Here is a 26112-nt window from a genome sequence, read left to right as displayed (position 1 = left end):
GGGTCGGCAAAAGACGCAAATTAATCCTAAAGTGAAGGTTCGAAGAATCAACTTAGGAGAAAATCATGCAACCGACCCGCGCCAACGATTTTACGCCTGAAGTCGAAGTTTTTGCAGTGGCATTAGAGTTGTCGAGCAAGAGCTGGAAAATTGCCTTGCACGACGAAAAGAGAGAGAAGCCGGCGATTCAGACGGTTTCCGGCGAGACAGCGGCGGGGCGCCTCAACGAAACGGTGCAGGAGATTGAGAAGTTCAAGGCAAAGTGGGGCCTGGCCGCCCGAGGTACGCACCGTCGTGCTGTACGAGGCTGGTCAGGATGGCTTCTGGATTGAACGCGCCCTCTCGAAGCTGGGCTACGAGGTGGTGATCTGCGACCCTGCCAGCATTCCCGTCGAGCGGCACAAACGGCGGGCCAAGACCGACCGGCTCGACGCGATCAAGCTGGTGCTGACATTGCGGGGCTGGTTTGCGTGGCGAGTACGACCGGATGCACGTGATCCGTGTTCCGACGGTGGAGGCCGAGGCGCAGCGGCACGTGGTACGGGGACCGCGGCGAGTTGCAAAAGGAAACGCAGCAGCACCGCGACCGGATCCGCAAGCTGCTGCGCACCGTCGGCTGCCTGGGATGGCGTCGGCGGCGAATGTGTGGGGGCGCGGCTGAACAAGCGGGAATTGTGTTGCCTACGACGCGCGATCCGCTTGTCGGCGCAGCTGCAGCAGCGGCTGGAACAGGGAGTTGCAAACGTTTGGAGTTTGCGCGCAGCAAACAACTGGCCGCGCGCTGGAAAAAGGGATGGCGGAGGCAATTGCCGCCGGAGGTGCGCCAGCGCATTGCCGACCTGGAACGGTTGAAGGCGGTGGGGCGGGTGGGCGCGACCGAGGCTGGTGCTGGAGCTGTTCTGGCGCAAATTTCGAGAACCGCAGGCAGGTGGGCGCCTGCGTCGGTTTTGGTGCCGCAGCCCTACGACAGCGGTCGAGAGCCGGGTTGACCAGGGCATCAGCAAGCAGGGGCAACCGGCGCGTGCGCGCGCTGTTGATCGAGAGTCTTGGGTTCTGGCTGCGCTACCAACCCGACAGCGTGATGACGAAATGGTTCGCCCGGCGCACGCATGGAGGCCAGAACAAGCGGCGGCAAGCGCATCGCCATCGTCGGCGGTTGGCGCGCAAGCTGGTGGTCGCCCTGTGGCGCTACCTGGGATCATGGGTATCGTCCCCGAAGGGGCGCGCAGTTGAAACGAGCGGCATTAAGGGAGTAAGGCGGCACGTTCAGTACCAGTAGTTGGCATTACGTTGAAGTACGCCAGCAGCAAGGAGTAGGCAGGCCCGTAACCCGACCTGGTTGCCCCATGGCAACCGACCGCTAGTAGATGGGGCTTGCACGCATCAAGGTCACTAAGCGCAACGGCGCATGCAGAATTAGGCTGGGGTAGCAAAACCAGCGGATAGAGGTGTGTGGGACGTGAAGTCTCACCGTGCAATGATGACCGAGAGCTTCGAACTGGGCTGTTACGAACGGGACGAAAGCGCAATAGCGGCTGGCAATGAACGAAGGCCAAAAAACGAAAACAGGTCGGCATGGCGCCAAGCCGCAATATGCGTCATGGCGCCATGGACCAGCAGTATTTCGGTATCGGTCGGCGTCAAGGGTTCGCTTCGCCGGGCTTCTGCCCCGCCCTTGACCCCGGCCGATACCGAAACAAGGGATAGGATAAATTTGCGAAAAACCAGTTGACTTGGAATTCATCATAGAAGGTCGGGTTAGCCGGAACGGCATAACCCGACTGGCGTCGGCAGCGGCCCGGCGTCGGATTACGCGTCCCGCTAATCCGACCTACGGAATCTTAACCTAGCGGTATTTCCAACGAATGCGATGTTGGGGGGGACGAGGCAAGACGCGGCGCTTTGGATCAACGTTGTTGGACTAATCCAACTTACGAAAATCGCTCGAACTTAGCGGCATAAGCGGCGTGGCGGATATTCGAAGAGTTTATTTTTGAAAGTGTAAATAGTGTCCGATTAAATAATTTATTGCATTCGCGTTTCTCCTTATACTCGCCCGATAAGAAGGTCCATATTCGCTGCGCCGAGGTTTCCAATGCGCGCGTCGCAGGCGGTTTCAAATAAGCTGTATTTGATATCAAAGCCAATACCATCCTCACCTAGCCGGGCTTATATCTCGGTTTGTGCGGACGAAAAAAAACGCCCCGCGGGGCGTTTTTTTCCAGCGATATGGCAGGCTTATTTAGCCGACATCAGCGCCACCGTGGTATCCAGCATGCGGTTCGAGAAACCCCATTCGTTGTCGTACCACGACGATACTTTCACCAGGCGGCCCGATACCTTGGTCAGGGTCGAATCGAAATTCGACGACGCCGGGTTGTGGTTGAAGTCGATCGACACCAGCGGCTCGGTCTGGTATGTCAGGATGCCTTCCAGCGCGCCTTCGGCCGCGGCCTTCATCAGCGCGTTGACTTCGTCGACCGTGGTGTCGCGCTTGGCGATGAACGACAGGTCGACCAGCGACACGTTGATCGTCGGCACGCGAATGGCGAAACCGTCCAGCTTGCCGTTCAACTCGGGCAGCACCAGGCCGACCGCGGCGGCGGCGCCGGTCTTGGTCGGGATCATGCTCATCGTGGCCGAACGGGCGCGGCGCAGGTCTTCGTGCATCACGTCGGACAGCACCTGGTCGTTGGTGTAGGCGTGGATGGTGGTCATCAGGCCGGTTTCGATGCCGATGGCGTCGTTGAGCGGCTTGACCAGCGGCGCCAGGCAATTCGTGGTGCAGGAGGCGTTCGAGATGACGGTGTCGCTCGACTTCAGCACGGCGTGGTTGACGCCGTAGACGATGGTGGCGTCGACGTCCTTGCCGCCCGGCGCCGAAATGATGACTTTCTTGGCGCCGCCGACCAGATGGGCCGAAGCCTTTTCCTTGGTGGTGAAGAAGCCGGTGCACTCGAGCACGACGTCCACGCCCAGCTCGCCCCACGGGATTTCCGCGGGATTGCGCTGCGCGAACACGCGGATGGTGTCGCCGTTGACGATCATGTTGTCGCCTTCGACCGTGACGGTGCCGGGAAACTTGCCGTGCGCCGTATCGTAGCGCGTCAGGTGGGCGTTCGACTTGGCGTCGCCCAGGTCGTTGATCGCGACGATCTGGATGTCTTGCTTCTTGCCGCCTTCGTAGAATGCGCGCAAGACATTGCGGCCGATGCGGCCATAACCGTTAATTGCAACTTTGATCGTCATACTTTGCTCCTGATTAAAAAAATGAGGTACTTAGCACAAGGGCGCCGCCTACGCGGCGCCCGTCACAGAAATTATGCGGCCAGAACGGATTTGACTTTCGCCACGACGTTCTCGACGGTGAAGCCGAAATGCTTGAACAGTACGCCGGCCGGGGCCGACTCGCCGAAGCTGTCGATGCCGACGACGGCGCCTTCCAGGCCGACATATTTATACCAGAAGCTGGTGACGCCGGCTTCGATGGCCACCCGCGGCAGGCCTTTGGCCAATACGCCGGCCTTGTAGGCGGCGTCCTGGCGGTCGTAGACGTCGGTCGACGGCATCGACACCACGCGCACGGCGATGCCTTCGGCCGCCAGCGCGCTGGCCGCGGCCACCGCCAGTTCGACTTCGGAACCGGTGGCGATCAGGATCGCCTTGGCGTCGGCAACGTCGTTCAGGACGTAGCCGCCGCGGCTGATGTCGGCGATCTGCGCGCTCGAACGTTCCTGGTAAGGCAGGTTCTGGCGCGAGAAGATCAAGGTCGACGGGCCGTCCTGGCGTTTCACCGCCGCGCCCCACGCCGCCGCCGACTCAACGGTGTCGCACGGGCGCCAGTTGTCCAGGTTCGGGATCAGGCGCATCGACGAGATGTGCTCGACCGACTGGTGGGTCGGGCCGTCTTCGCCCAGGCCGATCGAGTCGTGGGTGAAGACGAAAATCGAGCGCAGCTTCATCAGCGCGGCCATGCGCAGCGCGTTGCGGCTGTAGTCGGAGAAGGTCAGGAAGGTCGCGCCGAACGGGATATAGCCGCCGTGCAGGACGATGCCGTTCATGATCGCGCTCATGCCGAATTCGCGCACGCCGTAGTTGATATGGTTGCCCGGCTGGCCGGAGCGCAGCGCGACGCACTCTTTCCAGTTGGTCAGGTTGGAACCGGTCAGGTCGGCCGAGCCGCCGAGGAATTCCGGCAGCGCCGGCGCCAGCGCCTGGATGGCGTTCTGGCTGGCCTTGCGGGTGGCGATGTTTTCTTTTTTCTCGACGCAGGCGGCGATGGCGGCGGCCAGCACCTCGTCGAACGCGGCCGGCAGCTCGCCTTTCATGCGCCGCGTCAGCTCGCCCGCTTCGGCCGGGAAGGCGGCGGCGTAGGCGGCGAAGCTGGCGTTCCATTGGGCTTCGGCGGCGGCGCCGGCGGCTTTCGCGTCCCAGGCGGCGTAGACGTCGGCCGGCATCTCGAACGGCGCGGCGTCCCAGCCGATGTATTCGCGTACCGCGGCGATTTCCTTGTCGCCCAGCGCGGCGCCGTGCACCTTGTCGCCGCCTTGCAGGTTCGGCGAACCCTTGCCGATGACGGTCTTGCAGCAGATCAGGGTCGGCTTGGCCGAGGTCTTGGCGGCGGCGATGGCGGCGTCGACCGCGGCGACGTCGTGGCCGTCGACGGCGGCGATGACGTTCCAGCCGTAGGCTTCGAAGCGCTTCGGCGTGTCATCGGTGAACCAGCCCTCGACCTTGCCGTCGATCGAAATGCCGTTGTCGTCGTACAGCGCGATCAGCTTGTTCAAGCCCAGCGTGCCGGCCAGCGCGCACACTTCGTGGGAAATGCCTTCCATCAGGCAACCGTCGCCGAGGAAGGCGTAGGTGTAGTGGTCGACCACGTCGAAACCCGGGCGGTTGAACTCGGCCGCCAGCAGTTGCTCCGACAGCGCCATGCCGACCGCGTTGGCGATACCCTGGCCGAGCGGGCCGGTGGTCGTTTCCACGCCGGGCGTGACGTCCACTTCCGGGTGGCCCGGGGTTTTCGAGTGCATCTGGCGGAAGGCGCGCAGGTCGTCCATCGTCAACGCGTAGCCGCTCAGGTGCAGCAGCGCGTAGTGCAGCATCGAACCGTGGCCGTTCGACAGCAGGAAGCGGTCGCGGTTGATCCATTTCGGGTTGGCCGGGTTGTGGCTATAGTGCCCGCTCCACAGCGCGACGGCGATCTCGGCCATGCCCATCGGCATGCCCGGGTGGCCGGAATTGGCCTTTTGCACAGCGTCCATTGCCAGCGCGCGGATCGCGTTGGCCATTTTGGTGGTAGGGAGCGTAGATTTCATCGTGGTGTGGTCGATCGCGGAGTTTGAATTCGTTTGCAGTAGATCAAGCTACTTTCTGAGCTAAGTATTTTACCAGACCAAGTGTGTCCGAATTAAAATTGCACTGCAAAGCGGCGCGTTTTTGATGCCTGTTGCGCGCTTTTCCCCCGTTTTGGCCGCGCCCGGCGCCCCCCCCCGGGGCGGGCCGCCCCCACCCTTCTACACCAGGATTTTGCATGCCGCGTTTTTTCTGCCCACTCGCCCTCGCCATCGGCGCCACCGTCACCCTGCCCGAGGCCGTCGCCCACCATGTGCAAGTGGTGCGGCTGGCGCCGGGCGACGCCATCACCCTGTTCAACGGCGAGGGCGGCGAGTACACGGCGGTTCTGGCCAGCGTCGAGAAGCGCCGCGTGACGGCCGAGCTGAAGGCCTTCGCGCCGCGCGACACCGAGCTGGCCTACGCGGTGACGCTGGCGCAGGCGCTGCCGGAGGCGTCGAAGATGGACTGGATCGTCGAGAAGGCGATCGAACTGGGCGCGTCCGGCATCGCGCCGCTGTCGGCGCAGCGCTGCGTGGTGCGCCTGTCGGCCGAACGGGCCGAGAAAAAGCACGCGCATTGGCAAGGCATCGTCGTCGCCGCCTCGGAGCAAAGCGGACGCAACCGGCTGGCGCAACTGGCGCCGTTGGACGATTTCCAGCGCTGGATCGCCCAGCAGGACATGCACCGGCGCATCATTCTCAGTCCGCGCGGCCAGCAGTCGCTGGCCGACTGGGCGCGCCACCAGCCGCCGCAGGCCGTCACGCTGATGGTCGGCCCGGAGGGCGGCTTCAGCGCCGCCGAGGAGGACGCCGCGCTGGCGCACGGCGCGCTGGCGCTGTCGATGGGAGCGCGCATCCTGCGCACCGAGACGGCCGGCCTGGCCGCGCTGGCCGCGCTCAACGCGCTGTGGGGCGGCATGTAACGCCCCCCTTCGCAAAAAAACCGCCGGCTTGACGCCGGCGGTTTTTTTTCGAAGCGGCCACCCACCTGGACTAGCCAGGCCGCGGCCGCCGCGCGCCCCGCTTCGGGGCGCGCACTCACAGCAGGCGCAAGCCCACCGTGTCCAGTCGCTTAAAACTTATACGACGCGTTCGCATACAGCGTGCGGCCGCGCGAATCGTAGTAACGGTCGTCGTAGCCGAACTGCTGGCCGCGGTTGCCACCGGACGTAGAAGGAACGAACGGCGGATCGCGGTCGAACAGGTTCAAAGCACCCGCCGAAATGGACCAGCTTTTGCTCGGGGTCCACAGGGTCTGCCAATCCCAGGTCGAGAAATAGCCGACTTCCATGCGGATTTTTTCGGTACCGGTGACGACACCGCTGGCATCGAGCACTTCGACGCTGGTGGCCTGATCCTTGTAGCCGGACTTGAAGTTCAAGCCCAGTGTATTGGTCCAGTTACCGGTTTTCAAGGTGGTCACCAAACGGCCCTGGGTGCGGAACGTCACCGTGCCCAGGTCGGCGAAATTGCCTACCGCCGAGTAATACTCGCCGTCTTTCAGCAACTGGCTACGCTCACGCAGCATATGGGTCACGTTCAGCTGCGAGGTCAACTGGCCGAAGCCGGTTTTGAGGCGGCCGGTGATATCGATATCGACTCCGGTGTAATAGGCGTTGCCCAGGTTTTTGTTATCCGCCAGGAAGGCCAGATAGTTTTTACCGGTGCCGACGTCGACCTTGCTGCCCCAGGAATCCGCGTACTTAGCCGGATTGGCGAAGACCACGTCCTCGGTCAGCTGGCCAAACGTGTCGCGAATTTGCACATGCCACAGATCGGCGCCCATCGACAGCGCGGCCATCGGCTCGAAACGCAGGCCAAAGGTCGCTTGCTTGGATTTTTCTGCCTTCAGCTCGGGATTGCCGCCGGCCAGCTTGTCATATTGGCGGTTGCCGCTCTGGCAAATGGCGTTGTTCGCGGTTGCGACCGCCTGCAATTCCGGCGTGCATTTGTATTTTTCACTGGTGACGCCATAGCCTTGCAACAGCGCGTTCACCTGTGGCACCGTCGGCGCGTGGAAGCCGTTGCCGACCGAACCGCGCACCATTACTGTCGGCACCGGGGTCCAGCGGAAACTGGCCTTGGCCGTCGTGGCGCTGTCGAAGTCGGAGAAATCGTCGAGGCGCAGCGCGGCGCCCAGTTCCAGCGTTTTCAGCACCGGCATGATCAATTCGCCGAATACGCCCTTCGACGTGCGGCCGGCCTCGTACGGCAGGGCGTCGGCGGCGTCGCCGAAGCGCTTGTCGCACAGCAGCGCGCCGCCGCACAAGGTGCCCTTGACCGGATCGGCCAGTTTGCCCTGCGAAAACAAGCTAGGCTTGCTGGAGAAATTCTCGCGCGACACGCTGGCGCCGACGCCCAGCATCATCGAGCCGCCCTGCAGTTGCGCCAGGGCGCGCGAACCGTTGACGCTCAACGATTGCAGTTTGGACTCGCCGCCGTCGAAGTAACCGCTGTAGGCGGCGCCTTTGATGGCTTCCAGCGCGGCGGCCGATTGCTGGCCCGGTCCGACGAAAGGATCGAGCAAGCCGCTGCCGGTCAGAGCACGCACCGCCCGCGCGCCCGGGTAGCCGGAGATGCTGCCCTTGACCTTGCTTTCGGAGAAATTGTACGCGGCGTTATAGTCCCAACCCATCACTTCGCCGCGGATGCCGCCGACGATGCTGACGAAATCGGCCTTGTCGCTCGAGGTGCGCTTACCCATGTCGTACAGGCGGTAGTACGCCAGGCTGTCTTGCGTAATACCCAGTGGCAGCAGGTACTTGTCATGCAGCGGGGTACCGGCGTCGATGCTGATCGAGCCCGGCACCGGTGCGATACGCGAGACCTGGCTGGTGCGCGACAACAGGACGTCGGCGAAGACTTCCTGGCTGCCGAGTTTGGCGGTCAGCGAGCTCATGAAGCTGTCGCGCTTGCGCTCCGGAAAGATTTCCAGATCGCCCACGAAGTCGTAGCCGCAGTAGTCGTCCACCAAACCGGTGCCGTCGTTGTAAGGCTCGGTCACGCGGAAGGTCTGGGTTGGGCAGGAGCCGTTTTTTTTCTGGTACGGGTTGATCAGCTGTCCCAGGTCGTCGGTCGCGTTGGCCGGAATCGGGCTGGCCGAGAATTGTTGCTTCTGGTATTGCTTGCCGTTGGCGGAAAACTTCACCTTGCCGGTCTTGGCGAAGTCGCGGTCGCCGGACTTCAATTTGGTGCGTTCGTCATGGCCGAACGTCATCATCACGTTGAAGCCGTCTTCATCGAGCGAGCCGAAGCCCTTGCTGGCGCTCAAACGTTTTTCCTGGGCGCCGTCGGCCGGGTTGGAGAAGCCGATGGTGACATCGCCTTCGGTCGAGTTGCGCTTGGTGATAAAGTTGACCACGCCGGCGATCGCGTCGGCGCCGTACAGGGCCGAGGCGCCGTCGGTCAGCATTTCCACGCGTTCAATGGCCGACAGCGGAATCGAATTCAAGTCGAAGCCGGCGGCGAAGCCGGTCAGGTTCTGGCCGCCAAACAGGGCCAGGCGCTTGCCGTTCAACAGCACCAGGGTGCGGGTTTCGCCGACGTTGTGGATCGAGATGCCAGAAAAACCGAAACTGCCGCCGCCGACGGCGCCCGATTCGCCCATTCCGCCCTGGGTGGCGACGAGGCGCTTGACCAGATCGGCGGCGGACGTCACACCGCTGGCCTTGATCGCCGCGGCGTTCACCACGGTTACCGGCAGCGCACCTTCGGCGGCGATCCGTTTGATCGACGAGCCGGTGATTTCAACGCGCTGGATCGGGGCGTCCGCGGCGGGTTGCTGTTGCGCCATGGCCGACGGAACCACCACAGCGCTGAGCGCGGCGGTGCCGAATGCGATTGTCAGGGCGCGTGCCAAAACTGTTTTTCTAAACATGTGATTTCCCAATTTATATGCTTTTCTGATAGATAAGCTGGTGTAAGTTTGTGGACTCATTACGTAGCATTACAGGATAGTAAAGTCTGGCCTCTTCCTATTTCCCAAGCCGCCGGTAAGCAGACTAGCTGATCAGACGCGATACAAAAATCCGCCTGATCAAGCTACCTATGGAAACATATCGAAACATTTACTGTCAACTAAGCACGTTGCTTTATGCGTAGAAACAACAGATGGTTGTCACACAATGACGTAAATCGTTATCTTCACCAAGTCGGTGCAGGCCCGCACAAAATTAAGCACCATAAATGCATCTACAAACAGCGGCAAAGTTCGGAACCAGCGTTTTCCGCGGGCGCGAACGCCACGCGCACGGGCGGTCTCGACGGGCCCGCCGCGCGGCGATCCGGCGGCGCCGTTTGATGGAGGTAAAATAGCGTCTTTGGCGCGCCCCGCCCGCTTGGCGGCTGGCGCCGGCGCCGCGCGCTCACCCCGCACACGCCGCTCACACTATCCGCCGGTCCGACGACCGGCGCAGAAATTCTCGGAAATATTGATTATGTTGCGACTCAACGAAGTAAAACTCCCGCTCGAGCACGACGAGGCGGCGCTGACCGGCGCCGTGCTGGCGCGCCTGGGCATCGGCGCCGAGGCGCTGCTCGGCTACACCATCTTCAAGCGTAGTTACGACGCCAGGAAGCGCAGCGCGGTGGTGCTGATTTACTCGCTCGACGTCGCCGTCGCCGACGAGGCCGCGCTGCTGGCGCGCCTGAAGCACGACGCCCACCTGGCGCCGGCGCCCGACACCGCCTACCGCTTCGTCGCCGGCGGCGAACGCGCCGCCGCCGGGGCGCGCGGCGAACGCCCGGTGGTCATCGGCACCGGCCCCTGCGGCCTGTTCGCGGCGCTGGTGCTGGCGCAGATGGGCTTGCGCCCTTTGATCCTCGAGCGCGGCAAGGAAGTGCGCGAGCGCACCGTCGACACCTTCGGCTTCTGGCGCAAGCGCGAACTGAACCCGGAGTCGAACGTGCAGTTCGGCGAGGGCGGCGCCGGCACCTTCTCGGACGGCAAGCTGTACAGCCAGATCAAGGACCCGAAGCACTACGGGCGCAAGGTCTTGACCGAGTTCGTCAAGGCCGGCGCGCCGGAGGAGATCATGTACGTCAGCAAACCGCACATTGGCACCTTCCGCCTGGTCAAAATGGTCGAGCAGATGCGCGCCAACATCGAGGCGATGGGCGGCGAATACCGCTTCAACAGCAAGGTCGTCGACATCGAGATCGAGCCGGGCCAGGACGGCGGCCAGGTGCGCGCCCTGACGCTGGCCGGCGGCGAGCGCATCGCCACGCGCCACGTCGTGCTGGCGATCGGCCACAGCGCCCGCGACACCTTTGAAATGCTCTACGAACGCGGCGTATACATCGAGGCCAAGCCGTTTTCGATCGGCTTCCGGGTCGAGCACCCGCAGTCGCTGATCGACAGCTGCCGCTTCGGCCCCAGCGCCGGCCACCCCATCCTCGGCGCCGCCGACTACAAGCTGGTGCACCACGCCACCAACGGCCGCTCGGTGTACAGTTTTTGCATGTGCCCGGGCGGCACCGTGGTGGCGGCGGCGTCCGAGCCGGGCCGCCTGGTCACCAACGGCATGAGCCAGTATTCGCGCAACGAGCGCAACGCCAACAGCGCCATCGTGGTCGGCATCACGCCGCTGGACTACCCGGGCCATCCGCTGGCCGGCATCGCCCTGCAGCGCGAGCTGGAGGAGCGCGCCTTCGCCCTGGGCGGCGGCAACTACGACGCCCCCGGCCAGCTGGTGGGCGACTTCGTCGCCGCGCGCGCCTCGACCGAGTTCGGCTCGGTGACGCCGTCGTACAAGCCGGCGGTGCGCCTGACCGACCTGGCGTCGGCGCTGCCGGAATACGCCATCGCGGCCATGCGCGAAGCCTTCCCGGCGTTCAACAAGCAGATCAAGGGTTACTACCAGGCCGACGCGGTGCTGACCGGGGTCGAGACGCGCACCTCGTCGCCGATCCGCATCAAACGCCGCGACGACGACCTGCAAAGCCTGAACACCCGCGGCCTGTTCCCGGCCGGCGAGGGCGCCGGTTACGCCGGCGGCATCCTGTCGGCGGCGGTCGACGGCATCAAGGTGGCCGAGGCGGTGGCGCTGGCGATGGCCGCCGGCTAGCGGCGCGCCGGCCCCGGACGAAAAAAACGCCGCGAAGATCGCGGCGTTTTTTTTACGTCGGGCGGCGCCCGGACCGGCGCGCCGCTGGCGAACGGGGGCTTAAAACTTGTAGTTCGCCTTGGCGGTGAAGTAACGACCTTTGCCGCTATGCATGCTGGCGTTGAAGCCGCCAATCTGCGTGGTGTTGGAGTTCGGATCGAACGGCGCCTTCGAGTCCAGCAAATTCTGGACGTTGAAGCCCATCGTCAGCTGTTTCGAGTAGGCGTAGCTGTAGGCCATGTCGACCGTGGTCCAGGCGCTGACTTTGCAGTCGGCGTGGTCCTTGGCGTACAGCGGCACGCTGGCGGCGCGGCCGTATTCGCAATACGGCTTCTCGTAGGCAACCACCTTGCCGGTCTCCTCGTCGGTGGCGTAGCGGGCGATCAGCGACACGCCGCCGATGTAGTTGACGGTGCCGGTCAGGCTGTGCGGACCGAACGACCAGTTGGTCGACAGGCTGCCTTTCAGGCGCGGCAGGTCGCCGACGCTGGTGGTGTCGTTGCTGACGGCGCCGTTGGTGCCAACCAGTTCATACGCCGGGTCGTTCGCGCCGCCGGCCTTTTTGTACGACAGCATGTAGCTGGCGTTCAGGCGGCTGCTCAGCTTGCCGTACTGGCCCAGCGAGTTGCGCATTGCCAATTCCAGATCGAGGCCGCTGGTGTCGGTGCGGCCGGCGTTGATGTAAGGCGTTTGCACGCTGATCAACGGACCCGAGTTGGGGATCAGCACGCCGTTGGCGTCGCGCAACCAGGTACCCTGGTTTTGGTTGCGGCTGACGTATTTCGCATATGCCGGATCGTCGATGACGGTGGCCGACGAGATCAGGTCGACTTCCTTCTCTTTCTTGATTCTGTAGTAATCAAGCAAGATGTCGATCGAATTGATCGGCGAGTACACCAGTCCCAGCGTAAAGCTCTTGGCGGTTTCCGGCTTCAAGTCCGGATTGGCCGCGGCGATGCCGGAGAAGCTGCGGTTGCAATCGAGCGTGTCGGCGCCCGGCTTATCGCAGCGCAGCTTGTCGACGTAGTTGTTGACGAAGTACTGGGTGCTGCCGTTGACCATCTGGGTCAGCGACGGCGCGCGGAAACCGGTCGAATACGTGCCGCGCACGGCCAGGTTCGGCATAATCGTCCATTTCGCGCCGACCTTCGGCGTGACTTTGCCTTTGAAGCCCTGGTATTTGTCGTAGCGCCCGGCAAATTCCATTTCCAGCGACTTGAAGAACGGCGTGCGCAATTCGATGAAGGTTGAGCCGACGTTGCGCGACGCCTCGGCGAAGGTGTTGGCGATGCCGACCATCTGGCCCGTCACGCTGAGCGGATCGGGACGCAGGGACATGGTTTCGTGCTTCGCTTCGACGCCCACGGCCAAGCCGATTTTACCGCCCGGCAAAGAACCCAATTCGGTCGCGCCCTTCAAGTCCCACTGGGTGATGGTGGAGTCGCCGTCCAGGGTGACGTTGCGGATCAGGTTGGGGTCTTTGATGATCGTTGCCAACGGGACGTTGTTTTTGTACAGCTTTTCAATCGTCGGCAAATGGACGAAACCGTTGCTGATCTGCGAGCGCTCCGACTTGTTGTACAGCAGGCCGGTATCCCAGTCCCAGTTGAAGTTGCTGCCCTTCAAGCCCGCCAGCAGGCGCGTTGCCGAGTTGGTGTTTTCGCTGCCGCCGATGCTGTCGGTGAAGCGGTAGGCCACCGCCACCCGCTGCGGTTTGGCGCTGTTGTTGGTCGGATTGTCTGGATGGCCCACCGGCAAAATCGGCTGGAACGGTGTACCGGCGCCCTGGGCCGGGAACACCGTGGTCAGCACGCGCCCGCTCATGCTGCGCGGCGAGCCGCTGTATTGCAGCTTGGAGCGGTTGTAGGTCGCTTCGCTGAACGCGGTCAGCGTCGACGAGACCTTGAACTCGCCGCGCAACAGCACGCTGGCGGCGTCGCTCTGGCCTTGCGCGTCTTCGAAATTCGCGTTGTCGAAATTGCAGAATTTTTTGCCGATCAGCGGATCGTTGGCGCGCATCGGCACCAGCGCGGTCGAACCGGTGCGCAGTTGCGATGGATCGCAACCGAGGTCGGCGCCGGCGTAGGTGCCGAACACGCCGCTACCCGGTTTCGCTTCCTTGTAGAACACCGGATGGCCGCTGACGCCGCTGAAGAAATTGCTCAGACGGCCGTGGATGGCGCGGTATTCGTCGGTGCGCACGCCGCGCGCGTCGTCGATCGAGGCGCGCTGGCGTTGCGACAGGTCGACCGAGCCGAAGACGTTGTAGCCGTCCTTGTCCAGGTCGCCGAAACCGAAGGCGCCGTTGACGGTGGAGCGGCCGAAATTGCCGCGCGCGTCGCTGCTGGTGTCGGCCGACAGTTCGGCGCCGTGGTAGTCGCTGCGGGTGATGAAGTTGATCACGCCGGCGATCGCGTCGGAACCGTAGACGGCCGAGGCGCCGTCCTTCAGCACTTCAACGCGTTCGATCGCCGACAGCGGGATCGAGTTCAAGTCGTACTGGGTCGACTGGCCGGCGTTCGGATCGGCGTACGCGCTCGGGGCGATGCGGCGCCCGTTCAGCAGCACCAGCGTCGAGGCCGAACCCAGGCCGCGCATCGACGCGGTCGCCAGCCCCTTCGAGAAACCGCCGTCGCGGGCGTCGACCTGGTTGCTCGAACCGAGCGCAGGCAGCTTGCTCATCAGGTCGGCCACGCTGACCGCGCCCGATTGCTGAATTTCCTTCTTGGTGATCAATTGCATCGGCGACGTGCCTTCCGAGGCCGTGCGCTTGATGTTCGAACCGGTCACGATGACCCGTTCCATCGCCACTTCTTCGGCGGCGATGGCGCCATGGACGAAACCGACACAGCCCATCAACGCGATGGCCTTGGCAATCATACTTTTTTGCATGTCCCACACTCCAAATAATTGCTAAAAATAATCAACAAAAATGAGAATGATCGGTTCAAGCCTATTCCATTGTTCCGCCCGGCGTTGCGCACCGAAGCACACTGCGGGGCCGAGGAGCAGGATTGGTGGCTGGATTCGATCATCTGCACTGCCTGCACGATGTAAAACGCCAAGCTATTGTCGCTGCGGCAACAGCACACAATGACCAAAAGCTCAACATTTCTTACACGGAGGCCATTATGGAGCGAAAGCGACGGGCGCGGGGGAGGCCGAAGGGAGGCGGCAAATCAAAAAATCCGCAAATGAGCGAATATTCTGCCATTCTTAAAAAAAACATTGAATGTTTTGCAAAAAATCAAATGACCGTATGAATATTGTAGCCAATACGCAACAACAATGCGCATAGTGGCCGCGCCGGGACGCCGTGTGGCGCCGGGCGCGGACGGCTCAGGCCGGCGGCAGCGGCAGGCGCACGTGGATGCGGCAGCCGGGCGCGGCGCCGCCGTCGAGCGCCACCTGGCCGCCGAGCTGGTGCACGATGGTGTAGACGATGTGCATGCCCAGGCCGGAACCGCCCTGCCCGCGCTTGGTGGTGAAGAAGGGTTCGAAGACGCGCTCGCGGATGCCGGGCGCCAGGCCGACGCCGTCGTCGGCGAAGTCGAGCAACAGCCACGCCGCGGCCGGGTCGGCGGCGTCGACGCGGCCGGCAATCGTCACCAGCCCCGGCCCGCCCTGCGGATAGCCGTGCTTGGCGGCGTTCATCAACAAATTCGACAACACCTGCGAGACCTTGCCGGCCGCCAGCCGCACCCGGCTGTCCGGGGCGATCAACAGCTCGACCTTGATGCCGGCCTTGCGCAGCTCCGGGCTGTGCGCCGACACCACGCCGTGCACATACTCGCGCAGCGCCAGCTCGGTGACGTGCTCGCTGGCCTGGTCCACCGCCAGTTGTTTGAAGTTGCCGATCAGCTCGGCGGCGCGCGCCAGGTTTTGCTCGACCAGACCGGCCGCGGCCTTGAGCCGGCCGGCCAGCTCGGCCAGCTCGGCGCGGCTGACCTTGTCGCCGCCCAGCGTGGCGATCAGCTTGTCGGCGTAGCTGCTCAGCCCCGACGCCGCCGTCACCGCCACGCCGATCGGCGTGTTGACCTCGTGCGCGACGCCGGCCACCAGCGCGCCCAGCGCCGCCATCTTTTCCTGCTCGACCAGGTTGGCCTGGGCCGCGCGCAGCGCCTCGGTGCGCTGCGCAACCTTCAGTTCGAGCAGCGCCTCGCGGTCCTGGTGCTGCAGCTCGGCGGCGCCGCGGGCGGCGAAGATCGACAGCAGCGACAACGCCAGCAGGCGCTTGTTCTCGTCGATCTCCTTGGTGTCGATGGCCGACAGGATGCCCAGCGTCTTGCCCTCGGTGTCGATCATCGGCATCCCGATATAGCTCTCGGCGCCCATGTCGACCAGCAGCGTGTCGAGCGGATAGTCGGCCTGGATGCCGCAGCCGTGGAAGCACATGGTCTGGTCGGTGACGTCCTGGCACGGCGTGTGCCGCAGGCTGTATTCCATGTTCGGCAGGTAGTCGGCGCCGCCCCACACCGCCAGCGTGCGGATGCCCTCGCCGCCGTCGGCCTGCTCGATGACGCGCCCGGCGATGACGTAGGTGACGTCGAGCGCCAGGGCCAGGTCGCGCACCAGAATGCGCAGGAAGTCGTCGCCGCGGGCGCGCGCGGTCGACGCCGTGATCGAGCGCAGCGCCGCCTCGGCCAGGGTGCGGCGTTCGTCGGCGTCGAACAGCGCGCGGTGCTCGCCGCCGTCGGGGTCGGCCTGCTTGGCCGGTGTGTTCAAGTCCATCGTAGGCTCCTGCGCAGCGCGCGTGAATTGGCGGTATAAAGCTTGAATCGTCTACATTAATCCGGCGGCAGGCGCAGGTACAGCGCGCGCAGCCAGTCGAGCCGCTCGAACAGGTGCGCCACCAGGTCCGGCGCGAAGCGCTTGCCGCTTTCCTCGCGCACCTGGCGCAGCGTGTGTTCCAGCGACCAGGCTTGGCGGTAGCTGCGCGGGCTGACCATGGCGTCGATAAAGTCGGCCAGGGCGGTGATGCGCGCGGCCAGGCCGATCTGTTCGCCGGCCAGCGCGCGCGGGTAGCCGCCGCCGTCCCAGCGCTCGTGGTGTTCGTGGGCGATGGCGGCCGCCAATTGCAGCACCGGCCGCGGCGAGCGCGCCAGCATGTCGCGCCCGATGCCCGTATGGCGGCGCATCAGCTGCCACTGCTCGGCGTCGAGCGGACCGGGCGCGTGCAGCACGGCGTCGGGCACGCCGCAGTGGCCGGCGTCGTGCAGCGGCGCGGCCAGGCGCAGCTGGCGCACGGCCGCCGGCGCCATGCCGGCGGCGGCGCCGAGCATCGCGGCGATCGCGCCGACCCGCTCGGCGTGCGCGCCGGGCGCGGCCGAACGCCGCCCGAGCGCCTCGCCGAGGATCGCCACGGTGGCTTCCTGGGTCGCCTCGAGCTCTTCGCGCTGCAGCAGTTTTTCATAGGTGATGGCGACGTTGGCGGCGAAGGCGGCCAGCGTCTCGCGCGCGTCGGCGCCGATCGGCTCGGCGAAGGCCATGTACAGGAAGCTTTCGTTGCCGTCGCCGGTGCGGTGGTAGCTCAGGTGGTGCAACTCGCCCTGGTGGCCGCGCCGCTCGGCCATCGCGCGCTCGAAGGCGGCGCGCACCGGCCCCGGCAGATGGTCCAGGCTGGTCTGCGGCGCCAGGCCGGCGTAGGCCGGCGTGACGGCCAGCACGCGCATGCCCTCGTCGAGCCGGGCGGCGGCGAAGGTGCCGAGGCGGCCGGCGCAGACGCCCTCGCCGTCCTGGCCCAGCAACGCGCCGGCCTGGGCCAGCACCGCCGAGCAAAAGCCGCGCAGGTTGTCGGCGTCGCAGACGGCGGTGATCGCCTCGATCGAACGGCGCAGGCCGTCCCTGGCGCGCTGCAGGCGCATCAGGTCGCGGTAGCCGCGCAACGCCGAGTAGAACACGGTGCTCAGCTTGCCGTGCGTGAGTTCGGTCTTTTCGCGGTAGTCGTTGATGTCGTAGTTGCGGATCACGTATTCCTGCGGCGCCTGGCCGGGCTGGCCGGTGCGCAGCACGATGCGTACGCTGTGGTTGTGCAGCTCGTCGCGGATGAAGCGCACCAGGTCCAGCCCGGCGTGCTCGTGCTCCATGACGACGTCGAGCAGGATCAGCGCGACGTCGCCGCCCTGCGCCAGCGCGGCGCCGGCCTCGGCCGCCGAATAGCAACTGCTGAACTGCACGCCGCGCCCGTCGAAGCTGAAGTCCGACATCACCAGCCGGGTTACCTGGTGCACCGATTCCTCGTCGTCGACGATCATCACTTGCCACGGCGGCGGCGCGGCGCACTTGGCCTGCGGCGCCTCGTCGTCTTCGAACAACATCTCGTCTGTCATGGATCTTCCTTGGTGCGCGGCCGCGACGGCCCGATGGACAAGATGGTGCGAGCAAGCCACTGCGCCCATGCGGCCATTGTACATCCTACTGTTGTTGTAATTGACACGGCCGCGGCGTTTTTTTAGAGCCAGCCGGAGCGCCGGAAACGGTAGTACAGATAGCCCGACACCGAGAACATCGCCAGCACCGCCGCCGGATAGCCGTATTTCCACTTCAGCTCGGGCATGACGTCGAAGTTCATGCCCCAGACGCCGGCGAAGGCGGTGAAGATGGCGAAGATCGCGGCCCAGGCCGCCAGGCGCTTGTTGACCTCGCTCTCGTCGATCGCCACCATCGACAGGTTGACCTGGATCGCCGTGCTGATGGTGTCGCGGATGGTGTCGAGGGTGCCGCTGATGCGGTGCAAATGGTCGTGCACGTCGCGGAAGTATTCCTGGGTGTCGCCGCACAGCGCCGGCACGCGCCCGCCGTGCAGCTTGCCGACGGCCTCCATCAGCGGCGCGACGACGTGGCGCAGCACCATGATCTTGCGTTTGAGCTGGTACAGCCGCTCGATGTTGTCGCGCTCGGCGCCGCGGGCGAAGATGCGGTCCTCGATCAGTTCGAGTTCGCTCTCGAGCGCGTCGACCACCGGGAAATAGCGGTCGACGACCGCGTCCATCAGCGCGTAGAAGACGAAGGCCGAGCCCTTCGACAGCAGGTGCGGTTCGCGCTCGGCGCGCGCGCGCACGCCGAGGAAGCCCTGCGAGCTGTGGCTGCCGCGCACCGACAGCACATAGTTGGCGCCGACGAAAATGTCGACTTCGCCGAGCACCAGCGCGTCGCCGACCAGCTCGACCGTCTGCACCACGGCGAACAGCGAATCGCCGTATTCCTCGATCTTCGGGCGCTGGTGGCCGCGGCGGGCGTCCTCGACGGCCAATTCGTGCAGGCAGAACTCCTCCTGCATCTGGGCCAGCTCGGCGGGCTGGGCGTCGAGCAAGGCGACCCAGACGAAGCAATCGGGCCGCTCGACGAAATCGCTGATCGCCTCGACCGGGATGTCCGCCAGTTTTTTGCCGTCCTGGTAGGCCACGCAGTTAATCAACATACTGTTTCCATGAAAAACGGGGCACGCCGCCCCTGCAGCCGAGAGCTTACCTGATCGCGGCAGGTTTGCGCAGTGCAAGATGGAGGGGGACGTGGCCGCTACGGTGAACTTCCGCGGGTCGGATGCGCGACGGCGCCAGCCGACGCCGGGCCGCGCGTAGTCATAGCGCACCTGCTTGCGGCATTCGACCGCGCCGGCCCGCCGGCGGCGGCGCCGACACGCGCCGGCGCGCGACCTGGACCGGCGCTGCGCTAGTCGTCCTTGGCGCCGTCGATGCCCAGCTCGGCGATCTTGCGCGTGATGGTGTTGCGGCCGATACCCAGGCGCACCGCGGCGTCGTTCTTGCGCCCGTGCGTGTGGCGCAGCGCGGTCTTGATCAGCGCCGACTCGAACTGCCGGCCCAGCACCGCCATGACCTCTTGCTGGCCGCCGGCGAGCATCGCGGCGGCCTGCAACTCCAGCAGGCCGAGCCAGCCCGGCGGCGTGCCGTTGCCGGACGCGGCGGCGTCGAACACCACCCCGCCGGCCGGCGCGTGCGCGCCCGCGGCCTCGGGCGCGGTGGCGAGCGGCGCCGCGGGCGGCGCGGCGCCGCCCTCGTGCCCCTGGGTCAGTTCCGGCGGCAAGTCCTTGACTTCGACGCTCTGGCCCGGCGCCATCACGGTGATCCAGTTGCACAGGTTTTCCAGCTGGCGCACATTGCCCGGCAGGTCCAGCCCGGTGAGGAACTGCACCGTCGCCTCGCTCATGCGCTTGGCCTCGACGCCCAGTTGGCGCGCGCTCTGCACCAGGAAGTGGCGCACCAAAATAGGGATATCCTCGCGCCGCTCCCTCAAACTGGGCAGGCGCAGGCGGATGACGTTGAGGCGGTGGTACAAGTCCTCGCGGAACAGGCCGTCGCGCACGCGCTGCTCCAGGTTCTGGTGCGTCGCCGTGATGACGCGCACGTTGGCCTTCAAGGGCTGGTGGCCGCCGACGCGATAGAAGTGGCCGTCCGACAAGACCCGCAGCAGCCGGGTCTGCAGGTCGAAGGGCATGTCGCCGATTTCATCGAGGAACAGGGTGCCGTTCTCGGCCTGTTCGAAGCGGCCGCGCCGGCTGGTCTGGGCGCCGGTGAAGGCGCCGCGCTCGTGGCCGAACAATTCCGATTCCAGCAAGTCCTTCGGAATGGCGGCGGTGTTCAGGGCGATGAACGGTTGCTGCGCGCGCGGGCTGTGCTTGTGCAGCGCGCGCGCGACCAGTTCCTTGCCGGTGCCGGACTCGCCGGTGATGAGCACCGTCACGTTCGACTGCGACAGCCGGCCGATGGCGCGGAACACTTCCTGCATGGCGGCGGCCTGGCCGAGGATTTCCGGGGTCTCGCTGGGACCGGACTCGACGCTGGTCTCGCGCAGGCTCTCGTCGAGGGCGCGGCGGATCAGCTCGACGGCCTTGTCGATGTCGAAGGGCTTGGCCAGGTATTCGAAGGCGCCGCCCTGGAAGGCGGCGACCGCCGAGTCGAGGTCGGAGAAGGCGGTGATGATGATCACCGGCAGGCCGGGGAAGCGGCGCTTGACGGTTTGCAGCAGGTCCAGCCCGGAGGCGCCCGGCATGCGGATGTCCGACACCAGCACCTGCGGGGTGTCGAATTCCAGCGCGGCGATGGCGTCGCGCGCGTTGGCAAAACTCTTGGTGGCGAGGTTTTCCCGCGCCAGCGCTTTTTCCAGCACCCAGCGGATCGATTCGTCGTCGTCAACTATCCAGATTGGCTTCATGTGTATGTGCGTCCCGCAATATGGATTCATTTGGGATACGGACCAGGCGCCGCCCCGCGCCGCCTAGGGAAGCGGCAGGACGATCCTGAAATCGGTATATCCTGGCCGGCTCTCGCACTCGATCACGCCCATATGCTGCTGCACGAAAGTTTGCGCCAGTGTCAGCCCCAAACCGCTGCCGCCCTCCCGTCCCGACACCAGCGGGTAGAAAATACGGTCGCGGATCTGGGGCGAGATGCCCGGTCCATTGTCAATGATATGCAAGTCTAATGCCAGGTTGTAGCGCACCTTCGCCAGCGTCACCTGGCGCGCCACCCGGGTCTTGAAAACCAGCTCGGCGTCGCCCGCCTCGATGCGCTCGGACAGCGCCTGGGCGGCGTTGTGGGCGATGTTGAGCACGGTCTGGATCAGTTGTTCCTTGTCGCCGCGGAACTCGGGAATCGAGGCGTCGTAGTCGCGCCGGATGCTCAGGCCGCAGGGAAACTCGGCCAGGATCAGGCTGCGCACCCGCTCGCACACTTCGTGGATGTTGACGTCGCCGACGATGTGCGGGCGGCGGTGCGGCGCCAGCAGCCGGTCGACCAGGGTTTGCAGGCGGTCGGCCTCCTTGATGATGACCTGGGTGTACTCGCGCAAGGCGCCCAGGTGCAGCGCCGGCAGCTCCAGTTCCAGCAACTGGGCGGCGCCGCGGATGCCGCCCAGCGGGTTCTTGATCTCGTGCGCCAGGTTGCGGATCAACTCCTTGTTGACCTGGCTCTGGTCGAGGATGCGCTCCTCGCGGTCGAGCTTGAGCTGCTGGACGTTCTCGCGCAGCTCGATCAGGATGGTGCCGGCGGCGTCGTCGAGCGCGCTGATAATGCTGTGCACGTGCAGCGCCTCGCGCCCGGGCCGCTCCAGCGTCAGGTCCTGGCGCATGTCGGCGAACTTGTGCTCGAGCGCCTGGACGCAGATGCCGGCCAGTTCGTCGGGGTTGCTGAACAGCGAGGTCAGCCTCTGGCGCGAGAGCGCCTTGAGCGAACTCTCCAGCAGGTTCTCGGCGGCCGCGTTGGCGTAGCTGATGCGGCCCTCGGCGTCGAGCAGGACCACGGCCGAGGCCAGGATGTCCAGCCCGGCCAGCTTGTGGTTAACTAGTGTCATCGGATATTCGCGATCTCGCGTTTCAAGGCCTCGACGTTCTTTTCGGCGCGGCCCACGTTGTCCTTCATTTGCGCCACCCGCTCCAGGTACTTGGCGTAGTTGCGCTCGTTGCCATGGCGCTCGGGCTCGCCGCCGTTGTACTCCAGCTTCAGCGCGGCCAGTTTTTGCTCCTCGGCGCGCAGTTCGTCGAGCAGGATCTGGCGCCGGTCGTTGTCGCGCGCCTTCTGGGCGCCGCTGTCGACCTTGGGAAAATCGGCCGGCGTCGACATCGTCGGGGCCGGCGCGGCGGCGCCGCCGCCGGCGCGCGCCGGCGCCGCGACCGGCGCGGAGCGCCGCGGCGCCGGCGCCGGCGCGATCGCCCCCGGCAGGTCGAGCAGCTTGCACTGGCCCTTGCGGTTCACGTCGGTCAATTCCTTGCGCCCGTCGGCGTCGACGCACAAAAAAATCTGGCCGTCGGCGCGCGCCTGCGCGCCGGCGCCCAGCGCCAGCGCGGCGGCCAGCGCCAGTACAGTGGCAGGTGCTGCGATTTTCTGCATATTCAATCCGCTTGTCATTCCAATAGCCCATTCGCGGTGCGCGAATAAATCAGCCCAAGCCGAATATACAACATCAATGAAAAAACGCGAGGAAAGCCGTGTGGCTCGCCTCGCGTTCTTTTAAGCCCCGGCGCCGGCAGCGGGCCGGCGCGGCGCCGTTACAGCGAGTAGTACATGTCGAATTCGACCGGATGCGTGGTCATGCGCATGCGCTGCACGTCCTGCATCTTCAATTCGAGGTAGGCGTCGATCATGGCGTCGCTGAACACGCCGCCACGGGTCAGGAACTCGCGGTCCTTGTTCAACGCGTCCAGCGCTTCTTCCAGCGAGGCGCAGACGGTCGGGATCAGCGCGTCTTCCTCGGGCGGCAGATGGTACAGATCCTTCGAGGCGGCTTCGCCCGGGTGGATCTTGTTCTGCACGCCGTCCAGGCCGGCCATCAGCAGCGCGGCGAAGCACAGGTACGGGTTCGCCAGCGGGTCCGGGAAGCGCGCTTCGACGCGGCGGCCCTTAGGATTGGCCACGTGCGGGATGCGGATCGAGGCCGAGCGGTTGCGCGCCGAGTACGCCAGCTTGACCGGCGCCTCGTAGCCTGGAACCAGACGCTTGTACGAGTTGGTGCCCGGGTTGGTGATGGCGTTCAGCGCCTTGGCGTGCTTGATGATACCGCCGATGTAGTACAGGGCGAAATCGGACAGGCCGGCATAGCCGTCGCCGGCGAACAGGTTCTTGCCGTCTTTCCATACCGATTGGTGCACGTGCATGCCGGAACCGTTGTCGCCGACGATAGGCTTAGGCATGAAGGTGGCGGTCTTGCCGTAGCTGTGGGCGACGTTCCAGATCACGTACTTCATGTTCTGGGTCCAGTCGGCGCGCTCGACCAGGGTCGAGAAGCGGGTGCCGATTTCGTTCTGGCCGGCGCCGGCCACTTCGTGGTGGTGCACTTCGACCGGGATGCCCAGCGATTCCAGGATCAGGCACATTTCCGAACGCATGTCCTGGAAGCTGTCCACCGGCGGCACCGGGAAGTAGCCGCCCTTGACGGTAGGACGGTGGCCGCTGTTGCCGCCTTCGATGTCCTTGCCGGTCGACCACGAGGCTTCGTCGGAACCGATCTTGACGAAGCAACCCGACATGTCGATTTTCCAGCGCACGCTGTCGAAGATGAAGAATTCCGGCTCGGGACCGAAGTAGGCGGTGTCGCCCAGGCCCGACGATTTCAGGTAGGCTTCGGCGCGCTTGGCGATCGAGCGCGGATCGCGGTCGTAACCCTTGCCGTCCGACGGTTCGATCACGTCGCACTGCATGAACAGGGTGGTCTCTTCCATGAACGGGTCGATGTTGGCCGTGTTGGGATCCGGCAGCAGGATCATGTCGGACGCTTCGATGCCCTTCCAGCCGGCGATCGACGAACCGTCGAAGGCGTGGCCGGATTCAAATTTATCCATATCGAAATGCGACACGGGAACAGTCACGTGTTGTTCTTTACCACGGGTGTCGGCAAAGCGGAAATCAACGAATTTCACTTCGTTGTCTTTTGCCATTTTCAAGACTTCTGCGGCTGTCATTGCCATGCGTATCTCCTAAATAAATGTGGGGTGAGCCGACCATGTCTTACTGGCTGATCATGCGGCGCCAAGCGAACATTGCGTGCGACCAAAACTCAATGAAATGATAGCAGATTCCATGCCAGCCCCGGTAGCCCGGGCAAATTGCCGAGTCCGCCGGCAAGCGCTTGAAAAGACAGCGGTATTTCCGCCTTCGTGAACTTTTTTGCACTACTTTGCGCCACATCAATAACGCACTAAAGAAGTGCAAAAAACGATTATCGCACTATCCTTGTGCGTTTTTTTCAAAAACGCCAAAAACGCATCGTTGCGGTGCATTGCGCCGGCCGCGACGAAGCGTCCGGCGCGCACTATAATCAAGCCATCCTTCTTCCACTCCGACCGGAGAAATACCATGAGCTTTGTCGCCGACATCCTGGGCGCCGCGCGCGCCCGCATCCAGCCCGCACCCTATGCGGGCGCCGTCACGCCGCAAGAGGCGCACGCGCTGCTGGAAGCGGACCCGGCCATCAAACTGATCGACGTGCGCACCAACGCCGAGCGCGACTGGGTCGGCCGGGTGGATATTCCCGCCGCCCAGCACGGCGCGGTGCAATGGAGCACCTACCCGGGCGGCGCGGCCAACCCCGACTTCCTGGCGCAACTGGCCGCCGCCGCCGGCAAGGACGAGGTGCTGCTGTTCCTGTGCCGTTCCGGCGTGCGCTCGCGCCATGCGGCCAAGCTGGCCACCGAAAACGGCTACACGCACTGCTTCGACATCCTCGAAGGCTTCGAGGGCGACAAGGACGAACACGGCCATCGCAAACACGTGGCCGGCTGGTGCAAGTGCGGCCTGCCCTGGCTGGGCGCGTAAACCATTCGAGGGTTTCGACTAATTCCATAAGGAAAGCTTGGTTTTACAATAATCTCATCGATTATTTCGGTACAATCTGCGCGACAACTACTTGGAGCGCGGGATGAGTATGGAAATCGAATCGGTCGGCGCGCTGCTCACGGCCGGGCTGGCGGCCAGCGCTATCGAAGGCGAAGGCGGCAAGGCCGCAGGCCAGCACGACGCCAATTGCGCCAATTGCGCCACGCCGTTGAGCGGACAATACTGCCACGCCTGCGGCCAGGCCGCGCACGTGCATCGCTCCCTGCTGCACCTGGGCGAGGAAGTCCTGCACGGCATGCTGCATTTCGACGCCAAGGGTTGGCGCACCATTCCGATGCTGGTGGCCCAGCCCGGCCAACTGACGCGGCGTTACGTCAACGGCCAGCGCGCGCGCTACGTCTCGCCGCTCGGCCTGTTCCTGTTCATGATCTTCCTGATGTTCTTTGTGTTCTCGTACACCAGCGGCAGCATCAACGTGAAGGGGCCGGGCAACACCGGGTCGCGGAGCGGACTGGTCGACGAAGTGGCCGACAAGCAGGCCGAAGTCGGCCGCGCCGAGGCGGCGCTGGCCAAGCTGCAGGCGCGCGCCGGCGGCGAGCCGAGCCACGCCGACCTGGCCGCAGCGCGCAGCGAACTGGAGAGCGAGCGCGCCGCGTTGGCGCTGAACCAAAACATACTCCAGGAATTCGACGCCAAGGCCGCCCGAAAGACGGCGGCGGGGACGGCCCCCGCCACGGCGGCGCCGGAAGAGGAGCGGCGCGACTGGTCGAGCATCATCACGACCGACGATCCAAGCATCGGCCTGCCGCTCAAACGCGCGCTGAAGAACCCCGACCTGATGCTCTACAAGCTGAAGAACACCGCCTACAAGTTCTCCTTCGCGCTGGTGCCGATCACCCTGCCCTTCCTCTGGTTGATGTTCGTGCGCCGGCGCGACATCACCATGTACGACCACGCCGTGTTTTCGCTGTATTCGCTGTGCTTCATGTCATTGCTGTTCAGCGTACTGGCGGTGCTCGCCAAGCTCGACGCCGACACCTTGTTTATCAGCTTGCTGCTGCTCGCGCCGCCGCTGCACATGTTTGTGCAACTGCGCGGCGCCTACGGCATCAGCCGCCGCGCGGCGCTGTGGCGCACCGCGCTGCTGCTGTTTGTCGTCGGCAGCGTGTTCCTGCTGTTCCTGGCGCTGATCACCGTGCTCAGCGTGAAATGAGACGCCCGCGCCGCGCCTAAAACCGCGGCGCCGCCGGCGGGTCCGACCCTCGGGCCCGCCCCTAATACCGCTACCTTGAGCTTCCGTAGGTCGGATTAGCGACAGCGTAATCCGACGCCGAGCCGCTGCCGACGCCAGTCGGGTTACGCGGTTCCGGCTACGCCGACCTACGC

The 26112-nt window shown here is 64.7% G+C and carries 16 protein-coding genes and 1 pseudogene; 6 read left to right on the top strand and 11 right to left on the bottom strand.

Annotation, left to right across the window (positions count from 1 at the left end):
* Nucleotides 1–65: 65 nt before the first annotated feature.
* A pseudogene (locus JANGC3_RS34365) lies at nt 66–1233 on the top strand (IS110 family transposase).
* 1005 nt (nt 1234–2238) lie between these two features.
* Here JANGC3_RS34365 and gap read toward each other — a convergent pair.
* Both gap and tkt read right to left on the bottom strand, forming a co-directional pair.
* The gene (gap, locus tag JANGC3_RS0121860; protein ID WP_017878623.1) at nt 2239–3249 is read right to left on the bottom strand and encodes a type I glyceraldehyde-3-phosphate dehydrogenase; all 1011 of its coding nucleotides are present in this window, start codon (nt 3247–3249) and stop codon (nt 2239–2241) included.
* A gap of 71 nt (nt 3250–3320) precedes the next feature.
* On the bottom strand, nt 3321–5318 hold the full coding sequence (tkt, locus tag JANGC3_RS0121855; RefSeq protein ID WP_026133322.1) for a transketolase: 1998 nt from the start codon (nt 5316–5318) through the stop codon (nt 3321–3323).
* Between the two features lie 215 nt (nt 5319–5533).
* Here tkt and JANGC3_RS0121850 point away from each other — a divergent pair, with 215 nt between their 5' ends.
* The gene (locus JANGC3_RS0121850; RefSeq protein ID WP_017878621.1) at nt 5534–6259 is read left to right on the top strand and encodes a 16S rRNA (uracil(1498)-N(3))-methyltransferase; all 726 of its coding nucleotides are present in this window, start codon (nt 5534–5536) and stop codon (nt 6257–6259) included.
* A 149-nt stretch (nt 6260–6408) separates the two neighbouring features.
* Here the strand turns inward: JANGC3_RS0121850 and JANGC3_RS0121845 are convergent, their stop codons facing one another.
* On the bottom strand, nt 6409–9195 hold the full coding sequence (locus JANGC3_RS0121845; protein ID WP_017878620.1) for a TonB-dependent receptor domain-containing protein: 2787 nt from the start codon (nt 9193–9195) through the stop codon (nt 6409–6411).
* A gap of 577 nt (nt 9196–9772) precedes the next feature.
* On the opposite strand from JANGC3_RS0121845, the gene JANGC3_RS0121840 reads away from it, so the two are divergent.
* On the top strand, nt 9773–11401 hold the full coding sequence (locus JANGC3_RS0121840; RefSeq protein WP_017878619.1) for an NAD(P)/FAD-dependent oxidoreductase: 1629 nt from the start codon (nt 9773–9775) through the stop codon (nt 11399–11401).
* 99 nt (nt 11402–11500) lie between these two features.
* On the opposite strand, the gene JANGC3_RS0121835 is transcribed toward JANGC3_RS0121840, so the two are convergent.
* Complete coding sequence (locus tag JANGC3_RS0121835) at nt 11501–14332, bottom strand: TonB-dependent receptor (protein ID WP_017878618.1); 2832 nt, start codon at nt 14330–14332, stop codon at nt 11501–11503.
* A gap of 125 nt (nt 14333–14457) precedes the next feature.
* On the opposite strand from JANGC3_RS0121835, the gene JANGC3_RS32945 reads away from it, so the two are divergent.
* Nucleotides 14458–14703, top strand: a complete 246-nt coding sequence (locus tag JANGC3_RS32945; RefSeq protein WP_157406815.1) for a hypothetical protein — start codon at nt 14458–14460, stop codon at nt 14701–14703.
* 76 nt (nt 14704–14779) lie between these two features.
* On the opposite strand, the gene JANGC3_RS30950 is transcribed toward JANGC3_RS32945, so the two are convergent.
* The 7 genes from JANGC3_RS30950 to glnA all read right to left on the bottom strand — a co-directional run bounded on the left by JANGC3_RS30950 (nt 14780) and on the right by glnA (nt 23858).
* The gene (locus tag JANGC3_RS30950; protein WP_017878616.1) at nt 14780–16171 is read right to left on the bottom strand and encodes a sensor histidine kinase; all 1392 of its coding nucleotides are present in this window, start codon (nt 16169–16171) and stop codon (nt 14780–14782) included.
* Nucleotides 16172–16227: 56 nt separating this feature from the next.
* Nucleotides 16228–17769 (bottom strand): HD domain-containing phosphohydrolase, encoded by a 1542-nt coding sequence (locus tag JANGC3_RS0121820; RefSeq protein ID WP_026133321.1) that lies wholly within the window; start codon nt 17767–17769, stop codon nt 16228–16230.
* Between the two features lie 122 nt (nt 17770–17891).
* Nucleotides 17892–18860 (bottom strand): magnesium/cobalt transporter CorA, encoded by a 969-nt coding sequence (corA, locus tag JANGC3_RS0121815; protein WP_017878614.1) that lies wholly within the window; start codon nt 18858–18860, stop codon nt 17892–17894.
* A gap of 251 nt (nt 18861–19111) precedes the next feature.
* Nucleotides 19112–20611 carry a nitrogen regulation protein NR(I) gene (gene ntrC, locus JANGC3_RS0121810; protein WP_017878613.1) on the bottom strand — a complete coding sequence of 500 codons (1500 nt, stop codon included), beginning with the start codon at nt 20609–20611 and terminating at the stop codon, nt 19112–19114.
* 63 nt (nt 20612–20674) lie between these two features.
* Nucleotides 20675–21748 (bottom strand): nitrogen regulation protein NR(II), encoded by a 1074-nt coding sequence (gene glnL / locus JANGC3_RS0121805; protein ID WP_017878612.1) that lies wholly within the window; start codon nt 21746–21748, stop codon nt 20675–20677.
* A complete protein-coding gene (locus JANGC3_RS0121800; RefSeq protein WP_017878611.1) occupies nt 21745–22284 on the bottom strand; it encodes a hypothetical protein in 540 nt (179 codons plus the stop codon). Before JANGC3_RS0121800 ends, glnL begins: the two co-directional genes overlap by 4 nt.
* Before the next feature lie 158 nt (nt 22285–22442).
* Nucleotides 22443–23858, bottom strand: a complete 1416-nt coding sequence (gene glnA, locus JANGC3_RS0121795; RefSeq protein WP_026133320.1) for a type I glutamate--ammonia ligase — start codon at nt 23856–23858, stop codon at nt 22443–22445.
* A 388-nt stretch (nt 23859–24246) separates the two neighbouring features.
* Between glnA and JANGC3_RS0121785 the strand changes: the two genes are divergently transcribed.
* On the top strand, nt 24247–24705 hold the full coding sequence (locus JANGC3_RS0121785; RefSeq protein ID WP_017878608.1) for a rhodanese-like domain-containing protein: 459 nt from the start codon (nt 24247–24249) through the stop codon (nt 24703–24705).
* Between the two features lie 103 nt (nt 24706–24808).
* On the top strand, nt 24809–25939 hold the full coding sequence (locus tag JANGC3_RS0121780; protein ID WP_026133319.1) for a DUF3667 domain-containing protein: 1131 nt from the start codon (nt 24809–24811) through the stop codon (nt 25937–25939).
* The last annotated feature ends 173 nt before the right edge of the window (nt 25940–26112 follow it).

Origin of the sequence: Janthinobacterium sp. CG3, assembly GCF_000344615.1 — a bacterium.
In the GTDB taxonomy this organism is placed as follows: domain Bacteria; phylum Pseudomonadota; class Gammaproteobacteria; order Burkholderiales; family Burkholderiaceae_D; genus Janthinobacterium.
Note: the sequence above shows the minus strand (reverse complement) of the source record. Positions and strands in the feature narration are given on the sequence as shown.

Coding starts and splice junctions, on each gene's coding strand:
- JANGC3_RS0121840 (WP_017878619.1), top strand. CDS start 9,773: ATGTTGCGACTCAACGAAGTAAAACTCCCGCTCGAGCACGACGAGGCG.
- JANGC3_RS30950 (WP_017878616.1), bottom strand. CDS start 16,171: ATGGACTTGAACACACCGGCCAAGCAGGCCGACCCCGACGGCGGCGAG.
- glnA (WP_026133320.1), bottom strand. CDS start 23,858: ATGGCAATGACAGCCGCAGAAGTCTTGAAAATGGCAAAAGACAACGAA.
- tkt (WP_026133322.1), bottom strand. CDS start 5,318: ATGAAATCTACGCTCCCTACCACCAAAATGGCCAACGCGATCCGCGCG.
- JANGC3_RS0121820 (WP_026133321.1), bottom strand. CDS start 17,769: ATGACAGACGAGATGTTGTTCGAAGACGACGAGGCGCCGCAGGCCAAG.
- JANGC3_RS0121835 (WP_017878618.1), bottom strand. CDS start 14,332: ATGCAAAAAAGTATGATTGCCAAGGCCATCGCGTTGATGGGCTGTGTC.
- glnL (WP_017878612.1), bottom strand. CDS start 21,748: ATGACACTAGTTAACCACAAGCTGGCCGGGCTGGACATCCTGGCCTCG.
- gap (WP_017878623.1), bottom strand. CDS start 3,249: ATGACGATCAAAGTTGCAATTAACGGTTATGGCCGCATCGGCCGCAAT.
- JANGC3_RS0121800 (WP_017878611.1), bottom strand. CDS start 22,284: ATGCAGAAAATCGCAGCACCTGCCACTGTACTGGCGCTGGCCGCCGCG.
- ntrC (WP_017878613.1), bottom strand. CDS start 20,611: ATGAAGCCAATCTGGATAGTTGACGACGACGAATCGATCCGCTGGGTG.
- JANGC3_RS0121780 (WP_026133319.1), top strand. CDS start 24,809: ATGAGTATGGAAATCGAATCGGTCGGCGCGCTGCTCACGGCCGGGCTG.
- JANGC3_RS0121850 (WP_017878621.1), top strand. CDS start 5,534: ATGCCGCGTTTTTTCTGCCCACTCGCCCTCGCCATCGGCGCCACCGTC.
- corA (WP_017878614.1), bottom strand. CDS start 18,860: ATGTTGATTAACTGCGTGGCCTACCAGGACGGCAAAAAACTGGCGGAC.
- JANGC3_RS0121785 (WP_017878608.1), top strand. CDS start 24,247: ATGAGCTTTGTCGCCGACATCCTGGGCGCCGCGCGCGCCCGCATCCAG.